Genomic DNA, 15,476 nt, shown 5'->3' on the forward strand with positions numbered 1-15,476 from the left:
CCTGAAGCAGAAAGCGGCATACAACAACAAAGAGATTTCAGACCATGGCACTTTCCCGCGAACAAATGGCTCAACGCGTTGCCCGTGAACTCAAGGACGGCTATTACGTAAACCTCGGCATCGGTATTCCCACCCTGGTCGCCAATTACGTCCCAGACGACATTGACGTGATGCTGCAATCGGAAAACGGCCTGCTGGGCATGGGCGCCTTTCCAACCGAAGAAACCATCGATGCAGACATGATCAATGCCGGCAAGCAGACCGTTACCGCGCGCATCGGCGCTTCGATCTTTTCCTCTGCCGAGTCGTTCGCCATGATCCGTGGCGGCCATGTTGACCTGACCGTGCTCGGGGCTTTCGAAGTCGATGTGGATGGCAACATCGCCTCGTGGATGATCCCCGGCAAACTGATCAAGGGCATGGGCGGTGCAATGGACCTGGTGGCAGGCGCCGACAACATCATCGTCACCATGACCCATGCTTCCAAGGACGGCGAGTCCAAGCTGCTGCCTCGCTGCAGCCTGCCGCTGACCGGAGCAGGCTGTATTCGCAAAGTACTGACCGACCTTGCATACCTGGAGATCGAAGACGGTGCTTTCATCCTGCGCGAGCGCGCCCCGGGCGTCAGCATTGAAGAAATCGTCGCCAAGACCGCCGGCAAACTGATCGTGCCGGATGACGTGATCGAAATGAGTTTCTGACAGCGCATAGTCCCGAGTTCTCGATACACCTGGACCTGCGCCACCCGCGAAACGCTTTCAGCCCACCCTGCATGGGGTGGACTGAAGCACTCGCGGGCGGGCGCACGTCCGCAATGGGCGTACCCAACCGCACGCCCGTACTTGAATCCCGACAATAACGACAAGAGATTCGCCAATGGCCAGCCACATTGAAGAAAGCCGTTCCGCCCGTTTCGCCCTGCGTTGCGCCGCCTGGGCTGAACGCTGGTTTCCCGACTCCTGGGTGTTTGCCGCACTCGCCGTCGTGATCGTTACGGTCGCGACCCTGGCCATCGGCGCGCGCCCTGCGGAAGCGGCCAAAGCCTTTGGTGACGGGTTCTGGAGCCTGATCCCGTTCACCATGCAGATGGCCTTCGTGGTCATTGGCGGTTACGTGGTCGCCAGCTCTCCGCCTGCCGTTCGACTGATCGACCGGCTGGCACGTGTGCCCCGCAATGGCCGCTCGGCTGTGGCGTGGGTGGCCCTGATATCGATGGTTGCATCGCTGCTCAACTGGGGTTTGTCGCTCGTGTTCGGCGGCTTGCTGGTGCGCGCCCTCGCCCGCCGTACTGACCTGCGCATGGACTACCGCGCAGCCGGTGCAGCGGCTTATCTGGGACTGGGTGCGGTGTGGGCGCTGGGGCTGTCTTCATCAGCCGCTCAGTTGCAGGCCAACCCAGCCAGCCTGCCGCCTTCGATTCTGGCAATCACTGGGGTCATCCCGTTCACTGAAACCATTTTCCTGTGGCAATCCGGCGTCATGCTCGCGGCGCTGGTGGTCATTTCACTGATCGTGGCCTACGTCACCGCTCCTGGCCCAAACAGCGCCCGCGATGCCAAGGCCTGCGGCGTGGACCCGTCGTTCAGCATGCCTGCGCTGCCGGCACGTACGCGTCCTGGCGAATGGCTCGAATACAGCCCGCTGCTGATCATTCTGATGGTACTGCTGGGCGTTGGCTGGCTGTTCAACGAGTTTTCGACCAAGCCCGCCATCACCGCGATTTCCGGGCTGAACACCTATAACTTCCTGTTCATCATGCTGGGTGCGCTGCTGCACTGGCGGCCCCGCAGCTTTCTCGACGCGGTGACACGCGCCGTGCCAACCACCACTGGCGTGCTGATTCAGTTCCCGTTGTATGGCTCGATTGCGGCCTTGCTGACTACCGTAAAAGGCAGTGATGCGCAGACCCTGGCGCATTACATTTCGACGTTCTTCACCAGCATCGCCACTCACGACACCTATGCGCTGCTGATGGGCGTTTACTCCGCCGTCCTCGGGTTTTTCATCCCGTCAGGCGGCGGCAAGTGGATCATCGAAGCCCCATACGTCATGCAGGTCGCCAACGAACTCCAATACCACCTGGGCTGGGCCGTGCAGATCTATAACGCGGCGGAAGCCTTGCCGAACCTGATCAACCCGTTCTACATGCTGCCACTGCTCGGCGTTCTGGGCCTGAAGGCGCGCGATCTGATCGGCTTCTCGTTCGTACAACTACTGGTGCACACGCCGCTGGTACTGTTCCTGCTGTGGGCATTGGGCACTACGCTTACTTACGTGCCGCCAATGCTGCCCTGATCCAGATAGTCCGTTGCTGCAACCTGCGCCAGCAACTGGCGCAGTTCGTGCGCCTGATCAGGCCCAAGAGCTGTTTCATAGGACAATTGGGCCTGTTCCCAGAGCGCCTGGGACTCAAGCAACTTGTCGACGCCGGGCTGGGTGAGGCACACCAGCCGACTGCGCTTGTCCTGCGGATCGACCTCCACCGACACCAGCCCCTCACGCTCCAGCGGCTTGAGGTTCTGCGCCAGTGCAGAGCGATCGATGACCAGTATGGCGGCCAGTTCGGTCATGGTCGGCGCCTGATGACGGGCAACCTGCATCAGAATGGAGCGTTGCGTGGACCGCAAACCGCAGGGCGCCATAACTGCGTCGTACAGCTGGCAAATGCGCCGACTCGCCCGACGCAGGCTGGTCGCATGGCAAAGCACCTGCGCTGGAATATTCAGCCCCTCAGGAATGCGCAGCATGCCCTCGACGGCTGGGCCCGAGCAATTATCGGAGTTCAGGGGATCGGTCATCAAGGCTCCCGTGTCTACGTGAACACGTGACTTAAAGAGCGCAATGCTGGCATATCCCCGCACATTGAAACAGCGCCTCGGGTCGCATTGATTGTTTCAATACCGTTCGCAGCCGGTGTTCATCCTGCCGAGAGGGCTTCAAACGAATAATCCCGCTCCACCTTGCAGACACGTGTGGCGAAAGCCTGATACCAACTGGCACGGCCCTGTTTGCGGATCTCGGTATGTTCGACGTGTCGCTTCCAGGCGAGAATCGCTGCTTCGTCGGCCCAGTAAGACACGGTAATCCCGAGGCCGTCCTCGCCGCGCGCCGACTCGACCCCCAGAAAACCGGGCTGCTCACGGGCCAGCTCGACCATACGATGCGCGGCCTGCCCGTACTCTGTTAAGCCATCGTCGGTGCGCAGCGAAGTGAACACCACGGCGTAGTAAGGCGTCGGGAAGCGCGCAGCGATCATGATGCGTCACCTCGGCGGACGAGGCACGCCTGAACGAACGCGGCAACCAGCGCAGGCACTTTTGCACGCAAGGCAGCGCGCTCAGGCTGGAACAGCGTAGCGACAAAAAATGGATGACCTTGCAGCTCCATGCTCCGCACATCGCCATCGGCGTCCCGGCCGCTGACCTTCAGCGCACCGCCGAACAACAGCGGCTCAAGCCCCTGACGCAGTCCGTAGCGGCAGTGGTAGCCCTCATAGACAGACAGCGTGCCGTAGGCTTCAGCGATCAGTGTGTCCGGCAGCAGTTGAATCGATGCCTCGACATCCACCATCGAGCAGCTCAACGGCGCGATGATGACGTTGGCTGCGTCCGGCGCACTCTCTCCGTGCTCGGCGTCCGTCCAGCCCAGACAATGCCGCGCATACTCCAGCAGCGCGTGCTGAAAGCCACCGCACGTACCGAGAAACGGGACCTGCTGCTCACGCGCATGGCGAATGGCCGCCAACGCCCCCGCCATGTCCTGGTAAGGCGTGGCAGGCACGGCCCACAGGCCATCGAACCTCGACAGCTGCTCACCGCTACCGATCTGCCGCGTGGGCAACCATTCAAAATGCAGTGCCAGCTGTGCCGCCTCAGCTACCTTGTGCAGCGCCAACGGGATGGCCTGGTGCGCGGTTGTCTGCCCATCGAAGTCGCCCACCAGCCCGATGGAAACTGCCCTGCCGTTGCCCTTCACTACGTCCATGCCCCGCTCCCTGATAATGCCCCACAATGCGCAGGGCCCTATGACCGGAACTATAAACAGGCAGGCACGCAATCAGAATGGGCACGCAAGCAACTCATCTGTGCGCAGACGCACGACTTCTATTCGCTGACAGGTGTCAACACTGGCTGCCCGGAAAAGAACGCCAGCAGGTTGTCGTTCACCAGTTGCACGCTGTCTTTCGAAGCTTCGGGTGACAGACCGGCAACGTGCGGCGTCAACACCACGTTGTTCAGCGTCTTGAATACATCCGGCACGTTGGGCTCGTCATCAAAGACGTCCAGCGCAGCACCCGCAATGCCCTGCGCTTGCAGCGCCTGCACCAGTGCATCGGTATCGACCACGCTGGCACGGGCAATGTTGACCAGAAAACCCTCGGCCCCCAGCGCTTTCAGCACCCCCGCATCAACCAGGTGTTGCGTACCGTTGCCACCGGGCGTGGCGATGACCAGAAAATCCGATTCAGCCGCCAATGCCTGTACCGAGGCATGCCAGGTGTAATCGATATCGTTGCGTGGTGTGCGGTTGTGATAGCCGATGCTGATGTCGAATGCCTGGGCGCGCCTGGCGATGGCCAGACCGACCGCACCCAACCCCAGAACCCCCAGACGCTTGCCCGCCAGCGATGGCCTGACAACCTTGCGCCACTCACCGCGCCGCACCGATGCGTCGGCCTGAGGGATATCGCGCACCAGCGACAACAGCAACGCCAGGGCATGATCGGCCACCGTGGCAGCATTTACTCCGGCGCCGTTGGTAACCGTGATACCACGCGCCTGCGCTGCGGGCAGATCGACCTTCTCATAACCTGCACCACTTACGCAGATGATGCGCAGGTGCGGCAGGGCGTCCATTTCTTCGGCGAAAAAACCCAGCGGACCACGCGTGATCACGGCGCTGATAGCCTGCCCATGAGTGGCGATGGCCTCGGCTCGCTTTGCTGCAGTGGGTGCGCGAATCAGCTGGAAGCCGCTGCTCTCCAGAATCGGCAAATACGTATCAAGGTTTTCGACAAGCACCAGTACCGTCGTCATGCCCGCTCCTGTTCGATGATGAAAAAGCCGACAGTAACGCGACTCGACACACTTGTGGAGCATCAGCGTTTTTTACTGCGTAAAAAGCACTCCCTGTAACGTCAGCGGTCATACGCAGGACTCATTTGCCGGACAGACTGATCCCTGACGACCCAGGCAATGCATAGGCTCGTAACGTGGCGCCGTTGTTGGGCTAACGTTACGAACGTTGCGCCATGCCCGATCCGGCACTCGATACGACATCACCCAACCATCAGCGACAGCCGGCTTGCCAGTCAGCAGAACGATGTTGTTAATACTTCATACGCGTCAACGTCATCGACCGCCTGACAGGGTCAAAGGCCATTTCCAGACAAGGAATCAAGCACCCATGCACGGATTTTCCAACCCACTGTTCAAAAAGACTCCGCTGGCCCGATTGCTCGCTGCAACAGCCATGGCGGGGATGTTGATGTCTTCCGGCATGGCGTCGGCGGCTGAAGCGCCCGGCAAGGTCCTGAGTGATAAATACGGCTTGCCATGGCCCGCCGTTGTCGCGCATCGCGGCGCTTCGTTCGATGCGCCTGAGGAAACAATCCCGGCGTACACCCTGGCACGGGATCTGGGTGCGGATTATCTGGAGATGGACATTCAACGCACGAAGGACGGCGTGCTGATTGCATTGCATGACGACGTGCTCGAACGCACCACCAACATCGCCCAAGTGTTTCCTGCCCGTGCGAAAGACCCGGTGAGCACCTTTACGCTGGCTGAGCTCAAGGAGCTGGACGCAGGCTCATGGTTCAACAAGGCCTATCCGGACAGGGCCCGCGACAGCTACGCGGGATTGCAGATTCTGACCCTGGATGAAGTGATAGATATCGCTGAAGGCGGCGCGAACAAGCCCGGTCTTTACATCGAGACCAAGGTGCCTAACCAGTTTCCGGGTGTCGAAGCGGACCTGAAAAAGGTTCTCGCCAAGCGCGGCTGGCTGAGTCAGCGCCCCGCTGCTGCAGCAGGCCATGTCAACGTAGCGCACATGCCGGGGCGCGTGGTGTTGCAGACCTTTGAAAAGCAAAGTCTGGAGCTGTTGCAAAAGGAAATGCCAAAAGTGCCCAAGGTGATGCTGCTGTGGATCGGCGCAGGGTCCATCGAACCCAAGTCCAGCGTGGCGTTTGCTGATTCGGGTTTCAAGGACAAGTCCAGTTACTACGCGGCGCAGGAAGTCAAATCGCCGGAAGAGTTCGAGAAGTGGATCAACTGGGCAAAGGCTCATGGTGCCATCGGTACCGGCCCGTCGTCTCAATTGGCCAAAGGTGGCGACCAGAGCTATATGGACCTGGTCAAACCGTGGATGAACAACCTGACTCATGAGAAAGGGATGGTTATTCACCCTTACACGGTGGATGACGCAGCGGACTTCAAGCGTATCAGCAACGACGGTGTGGACGGCTTCTTCACCAACCGTACCGCCGAGCTTTTGAAGTTCTATGGTCGCCCGTCCAAGGAAAGCATCGACGCGATCCTCAAGCGTAACGGCTACTGACAAACCCGCTGACCGCGTCACAAGACGCGGTCAGCGATTGAAGCTTCGAATCGCTGAACCGTCGAACCGTCGAACCGTCGAACCGTCGAACAATCAGAAATCCACAGTACCCGAAAGCTTCAGGGTGCGTGGCTCGCCCTGGGTCAGGTAACCGCCGTTGGCCGATGCCCAGTAATCTTCGTTCATCAGGTTTTCGAGGTTGGCGCGCAGTGTCACGTCTTTCTGCGCGACATTGAAGCTGTAGCGCGCCCACATCGAAGCGGTTCCAAGTCGGAATGCTCAGCGTGTTGGCGGCGTTCACGTACTGCCCGCCAGTGCGCAACATGCGCGCATTGACAGCAGCGCCTTCCAGCCCCGGAATGTCCCAATCGGCCCCGGCGTTGAACTGGAAAGTCGGCACGCCGATGGCTCGATTGCCGTCATTGGCCGCACCCAACGTTCCCCTCACTTCAGTGTCCATCAGTGTCAGGCCCGCCAACAGGCGCAGACCACTTACAGGCTCGCCGAACACATTCATTTCCACGCCGCGATTGCGCTGCTCACCATCGCGAACATAACTTGTCACCGCGCCCTGCTGCACCTGATAGCCGTCAGCCGGTTGCTCGATGCGGTACACCCCGAGGCTCGCACCGAAGGTGCCCATGTCCAGTTTGACGCCCGCTTCGACCTGTTTGGAGCGCGACGGTGGGAAAATCTGGCCGGGGTTGACGGTGACCGTACTCGGCGCGGTCGGCCCCTGAGCCAGTCCTTCGATGCGGTTGGCGTAGAACGATACGTATTGCCACGGTTTGAACACCACACCGTAAACAGGTGTAGTAATGGCCTCGTCATACAGCGTGGTGCGTGGACCGCTGCCGTAGGCGTAGCCCTGAACCCGCAGTTCCTGTCGGCGCAGGCCAGCGGTCAGCAGCAGGCGATCATCGAAAAAGCCGAGCGTGTCTGAAAACGCCACGCTGCGCATCCGGCTCTTGCCGGTGATACCCGGATCATTCAGATCGCCTGCTGTTGCGCCATCGAACGCCGGGCGTGTTGTTGCAACAGGATCGTAAAGGTTGCTGGTGACCGGGCTTTTACCGAACAGGTAGGCATTGCGCTGCTCGGTCCAGATTCCGGACAGCCCGAAGTTGACCTTGTGGCTGACCGGACCGGTCTGCAGCTTGCCGTTGATCCCGGCCATGGCCGTTTTGTTGTCTTCGTCGTGCGGGATGAACGAAGGCCTGGCAGTGATCGTGCCCACATCATCATTGATGGTCGGCGAACCGTAGACGCCGGCTTCACGGGTGTGTTTCGCACCGGCGGCGGCATACAGCGTCCAGTTTTCATTGAGGTCGTATTCGGCGCGGCTCATGCCGAAGGTGTCTTCAGTCTCGGTCCAGGTCCAGTTAGGAGCGTAATTGGTATCAGCATCCGGCGCATGCGGCACGCGGGTCAGGCCGCTGCCGACGAACACTGTGTTGCGGCTCTGGTTGATGCGTTGTTTCTGGTAGGCAAAATCGCCGGAGAGGCGAAAATTGTCGCCTCGGTAGTCCAGACCGATTGCGAACAGCTTGCTGCGATGCTCCTCGTCTTCAATGCCGGTTTCACCCTCGCGCTGTGACAGGTTCAGGCGTGCGCCGAAACGGTTGTCCTCGCCAAATCGCTGACCGAGGTCAAGGTGCTCACCAATCCGGCCATCGCTGCTGATGTCAGTAGTGAAGCGACGTGTCGGCGTTTCCTGTGCGCGCTTGGGCTGCAGGTTGACCCCTCCGCCGATCCCGGAACCGGTCGGCGACACACCATTGATGAACGCGCTGGGGCCTTTGAACACTTCGACACGTTCAAGCGCGTCAGTTGAAATGAGCTGGCGCGGCAAAACACCATAAAGACCGTTATAGGAAATATCATCAGTGGCCAATTCAAAACCACGAATCACGAACACCTTCGAGGCGTTGGCATAGCCGGATGACTCGCGCACCGAAGAGTCATTTAGCAAAACGTCGCCTACATCTTCAGCCTGCTGATCTTCGATCAACTGGTCGGTGTAGCTGGCCATGTTGAACGGCACATCCATGATATCGGCGTTGCCCAATACACCCAGTTGGCCGCCTCGTGCGACTTGGCCACCGGCGTAAACGGATGGCAAGGCATGCGGGTCGATCTTGTCAGCGCTAATGGCGGTTTCGCCCAGAACCAGCGCACCATCCTGCGCCGCGGCAGCATCAGTAGCGGCCCAGACGGGGAAACTCACAGAGCAGCAAAGCGCAAGCAACGTAAAGCGAAACGGAAGCGACGGGGTACTCATCAAGATGTCCTGCTATGAAAATGGAGCGAGACGGACATCCATTTCGGGAAGCGTCGCCTGCATGAACGGGAAATATTATCAGGCGTTAGTGGGAACGGTTATCAGTTAATTGTATGCAATGCGTTACGATCGGTTTTCACGACGAAAGGTGCACTCTCGCATGCGGCCGATGCGGGCATGGAAATGCCTTGAAATGGATGCCAGGGTTTTGATACAGGTTACCGGCAGCCACCTGACGACGACTCTCGTGTAAGCTCATGCGCTGTTGGTTTTCCAATCGAGAGGCCTATGCAGTCCACCTTCAGACGCTCGACCCTGGCCGCACTGCGCGGTTTTGCCTTGCCGAGCGATGCGATTTCCATCGTCCCGTACGCCGCTGACTACCGGCGTTGCCTGCTGGAAAAGATCGCCTCCGCCACTCGCCGTATCTACATCATCGCGCTTTATCTGCAGCAGGACGAAGCAGGCCAGGAAATCCTGGATGCGCTGTACGCGGCCAAAACCGCACGTCCGGAGCTGGACGTCGTGGTGCTGGTGGACTGGTTTCGCGCCCAGCGCGGCCTGATTGGTGCCGGACGCCAGCCGGGAAACTCAACCTGGTACCAGGCGCAAAATCTGGAGTACGACCAGGAAGTGCCGGTCTACGGCGTGCCGGTCCAGACTCGTGAACTGTTCGGCGTACTGCACCTGAAAGGCAGCGTGATCGATGACTGCGTGATCTACAGCGGCGCCAGCATCAATAATGTCTATCTGCACAAGTTGGACAAGTACCGACTGGACCGCTACCACCTGATCGAAAGCCCGGCCCTCGCCGATTCGTTTCAGGACCTGGTGCAACGTGAGATCCTGCCGTCACCAGCCGTTCACCGACTGGACCTGCAATCGCCACCCAGTTCACGCAGTCTGCGCAGCGAGATTCGGGCCTTTCGTAACCAACTCAAGCGTGCGGCTTACGACACTTCGGCAGGCGACAGAGAAAATGGCGAGCTGCGCGTCATACCGCTGCTCGGTGTCGGCCCGCGCAACAGCCTGAACCGTGCCATCTGCGACTTGATCGCATCGAGCAAGATTCAACTGACCATTTGTACCCCATACTTCAATCTGCCGGTCGCTGTAACCCGAGAGATCAACCGGGCGCTCAAGCGCGGTGTGAACGTTGATATCATCATTGGCGACAAGACCGCCAACGACTTCTTCATTCCCCCGGAAGAGCCATTCAAAGTCATCTCCGCCCTGCCCTACCTGTATGAAATCAGCTTGCGCCGCTTTACCCAGAAACACAGCAAGGCCATCGCGCAGAACCGTCTTAACGTGCACCTGTGGAAACACGGCGATAACACATTCCACCTGAAAGGCATCTGGGTCGATCACCGTTACACCCTGTTGACCGGCAACAATCTCAACCCGCGAGCCTTTAACCTGGACCTTGAAAACGGGCTGTTGATCGACGACCCACAAGGGCAATGGGGTGCGCCACGAGAAGCAGAGATTGCGCAACTGATGCGCAATACGCAACGCGTGAGCCAGTACGACGAACTCGACACGCTGGCCCATTACCCAGAGGGCGTGCGCAAGTTCCTGCGGCGTGTCAGCCGGGTCAGGGTCGAGCGCCTGCTCTACCGGATTCTGTAAGGCCCTTGGAGGTGACTGGCATGTTCACGGGCGCACCCGTGAACACGCCTGTAACTCAGCCCTTCAATCCACCAGCGCGATCAATTGGTGGCGCTGGGCGTCGGTCAACATGGGACCGAATCCGGCACCTACGTTATCTGCCATGTAACGTGGATTACCGGTGCCCGGAATGACGCAGGTAACCGCCGAATGGGCCAGCAGAAACTTCAGCAGCAACTGAGGCCAACTGTTGACTTCCACCTGCGCGGCCCAACCGGGCAAGGGTTTGTCCTTGAGGCGCGACAACAGACCGCCGCCGCCAAATGGCCTGTTGCAGATGACCGCCACGCCTTTCTCCCGACACAGTGGCAACAGGCGTTTTTCCGCTTCACGGTCATCCAGCGCGTAGTTGATCTGCAGAAAGTCCAGTGGCTCACTTTCCAGCACTGCTTCAACTTCCGCATAGGCCGACGACGTGTAATGGCTGATGCCGATGTAGCGAATTCGTCCCTGCGCTTTCCACTCGCGCAATGTTGGCAAATGCGTTTTCCAATCCAGCAGGTTATGTATCTGCATCAGATCGATGCGGTCAGTCTGCAACAGACGGAACGACTCTTCCATCTGTTCGATACCTTCATTGCGGCCGCGCGTCCAGACCTTGGTCGCCAGAAACGCGGGTGAACGTGGCTCATGGATCGACAACAGTTCGCCCGTGGTGCGCTCGGCGCGGCCGTACATGGGCGAGCTGTCAATCACGCTGCCTCCGGCGGCGAACAGCGCATCGATCACCGGGCCCAATTGCTTGTAGGCGGCGCTGGATGTCGCTACGTCAAACCCGCGATAGGTACCCAGCCCTACGACAGGCAACGGCTCATTACTGGAAGGTATGGCTCGGGTCAACATGGTCTTGCCTCCAGGTATCGTTGAGGAATCGCGGCCCACAGCGGAGTCGAACACCAGAGCTGCAGATACGCCTGCCGCCAGGGTGAGTAACCTTCTGCGGGTGAAACCGTTCGGTGGAGTCACGAAATTCTCCTTTATCTGTCCGGCCGTGCGTCTGACGGGGCAGGTGCTGGCGCCGTTGCGGCTTCAGGTGCACATCGGGTCAGCCTCGCTTGCCTGCCCGCGAGCCACAGTGATACCCAGGCCCATAACCCCGCAAAAGGAACCACAAGAACGGCCAGCAGACCGAATCCGGCACCCATTGCAGTCAGGCCGTAGGACAACCAGCCACTGGCGGCATCGCCACCTCGGTACACCAGCGTTTCAATGACATTCTTGGCCTTGTACTTTTCCTCGCGGCTGACCACGGTCCAGAGCACTTCCCGAGCAGGCCGCACCACGGCGTACTCGACTGCGCGCCGCACGCCCTGAGCCAAGGCCACTGTGGTGGGTACTGGTGACATCGCCATGGCGACAAACGCCGCGACGGTGGCCAACGGCAATGCGACCAGCGCGCCACCCACGCCGACCCATCGAATCAAGGGCGCAGTCAGCAATAACTGACAAACCAGGGTCAGACTGGACACCGTGAGGTCAACCAACGCAAAGAATTGTGTTCGGCTGCCCACATCGCCATAGCTGTCAGCAACAATTCGGCCCTGCTCGAAATACAACAGCGTAGCCGCACTGGTGTGCAACAGCATGAACAGGACCAGCCCGAGCAGATAGGGCGAACGCATGATCAGCGTCACTCCGGCAATCACCGAGCCCCCCAGTCGACGCTCTTCCTGCCTGACGCTTTTATCCTGCAGCCGGGTTCTGTTCAGAAGCGCCCGGTAACACAACACCGCACCTTCCAGCAGCAGAGCAGCACCAATGCCCAAGGCCAGCGGCCCCAATCGGGTGGCCATGGTGGCCGCCAGCAGAGGACCAATGAACGTTCCCAAGGTACCGCCCGCAGCGATGAAACCGAACAGGCGGCGACCCTGCTCACTGGAAAACCGATCAACCAGTACGCTCCAGAATATCGAAACGATGAACAGGTTGTAGATACTGATCCAGACAAAAAACACCCGCCCCACCGCGACCGGGGCGACCTGATCGGCGATCAGGGCTCCGAAAACCAGCATTGACAGTGCAATCAGTCGATAGATCAACGGCACGAATCGCGTGGCAGGCAGGCGCGATACCAGCGCGCCAAACAGCGGCACCATGATCAGCATCACCACAAACGTGGCGGTGAACAGCCACTGGAGTTGATCCGCACCGCCCTCAAGGCCCAGCGCATCGCGCAGCGGGCGCACCAGGTAATAACTGGCCAGTACGCAGAAATGGAACGCGAAGCCCAGCAGCAGCGCCGCGCGCTCGGACGGCTCGACCTTGACCCAACGACTGATCAAGGTCGCTTGGCTCCCAGTTGTTTCCACATTTTCTGGGTAATCTTCTGACGGTTGCTGTAACCGGCCCATGGGTCACGCTTGAGCTCGCGCAAACGCTGTTCGAGATTGGTGATGTCCCACTGCGCTGAAGATTGGAGGCTTGTGAGCTCATCCAATGCGATGGGCACCGACACCGGCAGGCCGGGACGGGCGCGTACCGAATAGGCCGTCACCGTGCTGCCGCCCCGGCCGTTGCGCAGGTAATCGACAAAGATTTTTCCGACGCGGTTCTTGGGGCCCATGGTCGCACTGAAGCGTTCCGGCAACTGACGGCTGACAAACTCCGCAATCGCCTTGGCAAAGCCTTTCACTGTTTCCCAGTCGGCTTGTCGCGCCAACGGCACGATGATGTGCATGCCCTTGCCGCCGCTGGTCTTGAGAAACGCCTTGAGCCCCAGTTCCTCCAGCACAGCGAGCACCATCTGCGTCGCTTCGATCATGCTGCGCCACGGCAAGGCCGGATCAGGGTCGAGATCCAGAACCAGATGGTCAGGCGTCTCGATACTTTGATGAGTCGCGCCCCAGGTATGCAGCTCAATGGTGCCCATCTGGACCGCGCCCACCAGGGACCGCATGGTGTCGATTTCCATCAGCGCCGCGTGACCGGGGTCAAGAGCACGGTCCAACTGCTTGATGTGCGGGATGGCAAGCCGCTCCGAGTGTTTCTGGAAAAACTGCTCGCCATCAATACCTTCAGGACAGCGCAACAGTGCTACGGGTCGGTCATTCAGAAAGGGCAGTATCCATTGGGCAATCGACTCGTAAAACTGCGCCAGCTCGACCTTCTGCGTACCGGTCTTGCTGTCAATGACCCGCTCCGGGTGACTGATGCCGACCCCGCACACATTGACCTTGCCTCTGACGGTCTTCCTGACGACGTTCTTTTCAGAAGCGCGTTTTTCAGAAGCCACTTGTGGGTCTGAATTACTGGCGTTGCCAGACCGGTGCGCTTTTTTGGTCCTGGACTGGCTGGCAGTGTTGGCCGGTTGAGGGTATTCACGTATCACCTCGCTGGCTGGCTTGTCACTGCGCAACCCGGTGAACGCGGCCTGGCGCAAGATCCCTTCCCGCGTCCACTGAGCAAACTCGACCTCACAGACAAGTTGTGGCTCGACCCATTGCACGCCACGAGCCTGGGCAGCAGTGATTTTTTTGTCCAGCGCTGAGGCATCACGCTCCAGCGGTGCCAGTTGCTGCTGCAGTTGTTTGAGGGTGACATCGCTGAAACCGGTTCCGACACGCCCGGCATAGACCAGCCCGTCATGGCTGTCGTTGACCGCCAGCAATAACGCACCAAATGCGGAGCGGCTACCCTGCGGCGCGGTATAGCCCACAATCACGAACTCCTGGCGCAGTCGACACTTGAGTTTGATCCAGTCAGCGTTGCGCTTGCTGACATAGGGACTTCCGGCACGCTTGCCGATCACGCCTTCCAGCCCCATGGCGCTGGCACTTTCGATAATGTCCTGATGACCGGAGCGGAACGCGTCGGAGTAGCGCAACAATCGGCTACGCTGCGAATCCAGTACTTGCCTGAGCGCATCCCGGCGCTGCTCCAGCGGCACTTCACGCAGGTCCTGCCCGCCGAGAAAAGGCATATCGAAAACGTAGTAGATAATGTCTTTGCTACGCCCGATTTCGAACGCATTCTGCAACGCCTGAAAATCCGGCAGGCCGTCTTTATCAAGCATCACCACTTCACCATCGAACCAGGTATCCTGCAGTTTCAAGGCTTTGAGCGCCTTGACCTGCTGAGGCAGCCTGTCGGTCCAATCGTGACCGTTACGGGTGAACAGACGCACTTCATCGCCCTGGATGCGGGTCATTATCCGGTACCCGTCAAACTTGATCTCATACAGCCAGTCGCCCGCAGGTGGGGCGTCCACGAGCGTCGCCAACTGCGGGGTAAGCAACTCGGGCAACTCAGCCTCAGAGGCTGCTTGTGAAGTACGGACCGCTGAACGGGCCCTGGCGGGTTTGGGTCTGGATTCAGCTGCGCCAGCCTTGTCTGGCTTGGGCTTGCCTGGCTGGGCGCCGGCTTTTGACGTGGCAGATGATGCACGCCCTGCCCCGACATGCGCGCCGCTGATCACGCTTTGCGGTTGCGCCTCGACGATGTCGTATTCCGCAGCAGGTCGCGCGATAGAATCCTTTTCCTTGATCAGCAGCCATTGTTCCTTGTCGCCACTGCCCCTCAATCGCGTACGTACCAGCGCCCAGTCGCCGGTGAGCTTTTCGCCCACCAGGGTGAACTTGAGTTTGCCGTCCTGATAAGTTTTATGCGGATCGCCGTGGGGTTGCCAAATGCCCCGATCCCAGACAATGACATCGCCACCGCCATACTGCCCCTTGGGAATGCTGCCCTCAAAACCGGCATAGTCGAGCGGGTGATCCTCCACATGGACCGCCAGGCGCTTTTGGGTCGGATCCAGGCTGGGGCCTTTGGGAACAGCCCAACTTTTGAGAGTGCCATCCAGTTCAAGCCGAAAATCATAGTGCAGGTTGCGCGCATCGTGTTTCTGAATCACGAAGCTCAACGCCCTGGATTCCGAGCGGCGCGAAGTGGGAGTTTTTTCGGCAGGCTCGGAAGTCACCTCGAAATTGCGTTTGCGTGTGTATTCGCTGACAGGCTTGGCCATCCT

Annotated in this window: 11 protein-coding genes and 1 pseudogene; 4 read left to right on the forward strand and 8 right to left on the reverse strand. The window is 59.6% G+C overall.

Going from position 1 to position 15,476, the window contains the following annotated elements:
• Positions 1 to 44 precede the first annotated feature (44 nt).
• Positions 45 to 701, forward strand: coding sequence for a CoA transferase subunit B (locus tag KDX37_RS03785; protein ID WP_231651345.1), 657 nt, complete (start codon positions 45 to 47; stop codon positions 699 to 701).
• A 175-nt stretch (positions 702 to 876) separates the two neighbouring features.
• Positions 877 to 2,295 carry a short-chain fatty acid transporter gene (locus KDX37_RS03790; protein ID WP_231651346.1) on the forward strand — a complete coding sequence of 473 codons (1,419 nt, stop codon included), beginning with the start codon at positions 877 to 879 and terminating at the stop codon, positions 2,293 to 2,295.
• On the opposite strand, the gene KDX37_RS03795 is transcribed toward KDX37_RS03790, so the two are convergent.
• The 4 genes from KDX37_RS03795 to KDX37_RS03810 all read right to left on the reverse strand — a co-directional run bounded on the left by KDX37_RS03795 (position 2,271) and on the right by KDX37_RS03810 (position 5,036).
• Positions 2,271 to 2,798 (reverse strand): MarR family winged helix-turn-helix transcriptional regulator, encoded by a 528-nt coding sequence (locus KDX37_RS03795; protein WP_231651347.1) that lies wholly within the window; start codon positions 2,796 to 2,798, stop codon positions 2,271 to 2,273. The genes KDX37_RS03790 and KDX37_RS03795 overlap by 25 nt on opposite strands.
• A 119-nt stretch (positions 2,799 to 2,917) precedes the next feature.
• The gene (locus KDX37_RS03800; RefSeq protein ID WP_231651348.1) at positions 2,918 to 3,256 is read right to left on the reverse strand and encodes an antibiotic biosynthesis monooxygenase family protein; all 339 of its coding nucleotides are present in this window, start codon (positions 3,254 to 3,256) and stop codon (positions 2,918 to 2,920) included.
• Positions 3,253 to 3,984 carry a CTP synthase C-terminal region-related (seleno)protein gene (locus KDX37_RS03805; RefSeq protein WP_231651349.1) on the reverse strand — a complete coding sequence of 244 codons (732 nt, stop codon included), beginning with the start codon at positions 3,982 to 3,984 and terminating at the stop codon, positions 3,253 to 3,255. Before KDX37_RS03805 ends, KDX37_RS03800 begins: the two co-directional genes overlap by 4 nt.
• A gap of 119 nt (positions 3,985 to 4,103) precedes the next feature.
• Entirely contained in the window at positions 4,104 to 5,036 is a 933-nt protein-coding gene (locus KDX37_RS03810) for a 2-hydroxyacid dehydrogenase (protein ID WP_231651350.1), read from the reverse strand.
• Between the two features lie 370 nt (positions 5,037 to 5,406).
• Between KDX37_RS03810 and KDX37_RS03815 the strand changes: the two genes are divergently transcribed.
• On the forward strand, positions 5,407 to 6,561 hold the full coding sequence (locus KDX37_RS03815) for a glycerophosphodiester phosphodiesterase (protein ID WP_231651351.1): 1,155 nt from the start codon (positions 5,407 to 5,409) through the stop codon (positions 6,559 to 6,561).
• Positions 6,562 to 6,654: 93 nt separating this feature from the next.
• On the opposite strand, the pseudogene KDX37_RS03820 reads toward KDX37_RS03815, so the two are convergent.
• A pseudogene (locus KDX37_RS03820) lies at positions 6,655 to 8,842 on the reverse strand (TonB-dependent receptor).
• A gap of 288 nt (positions 8,843 to 9,130) precedes the next feature.
• On the opposite strand from KDX37_RS03820, the gene pssA reads away from it, so the two are divergent.
• Positions 9,131 to 10,474: a CDP-diacylglycerol--serine O-phosphatidyltransferase gene (gene pssA, locus KDX37_RS03825; protein WP_231651352.1), complete on the forward strand. Its 1,344-nt coding sequence runs from the start codon at positions 9,131 to 9,133 to the stop codon at positions 10,472 to 10,474.
• A 63-nt stretch (positions 10,475 to 10,537) separates the two neighbouring features.
• Here pssA and KDX37_RS03830 read toward each other — a convergent pair whose 3' ends face one another.
• From KDX37_RS03830 to ligD, 3 genes are read right to left on the reverse strand one after another with little or no spacing between them, the layout of a single operon-like run.
• Positions 10,538 to 11,479: an aldo/keto reductase gene (locus tag KDX37_RS03830; RefSeq protein WP_231651353.1), complete on the reverse strand. Its 942-nt coding sequence runs from the start codon at positions 11,477 to 11,479 to the stop codon at positions 10,538 to 10,540.
• An 11-nt stretch (positions 11,480 to 11,490) separates the two neighbouring features.
• The gene (locus KDX37_RS03835; protein ID WP_231651354.1) at positions 11,491 to 12,795 is read right to left on the reverse strand and encodes an NTP/NDP exchange transporter; all 1,305 of its coding nucleotides are present in this window, start codon (positions 12,793 to 12,795) and stop codon (positions 11,491 to 11,493) included.
• Positions 12,792 to 15,473: a DNA ligase D gene (gene ligD, locus KDX37_RS03840; protein WP_231651355.1), complete on the reverse strand. Its 2,682-nt coding sequence runs from the start codon at positions 15,471 to 15,473 to the stop codon at positions 12,792 to 12,794. Before ligD ends, KDX37_RS03835 begins: the two co-directional genes overlap by 4 nt.
• Positions 15,474 to 15,476: the final 3 nt, after the last annotated feature.

It is taken from the genome of Pseudomonas californiensis (genome assembly GCF_021147775.1).
GTDB lineage: Bacteria > Pseudomonadota > Gammaproteobacteria > Pseudomonadales > Pseudomonadaceae > Aquipseudomonas > Aquipseudomonas californiensis.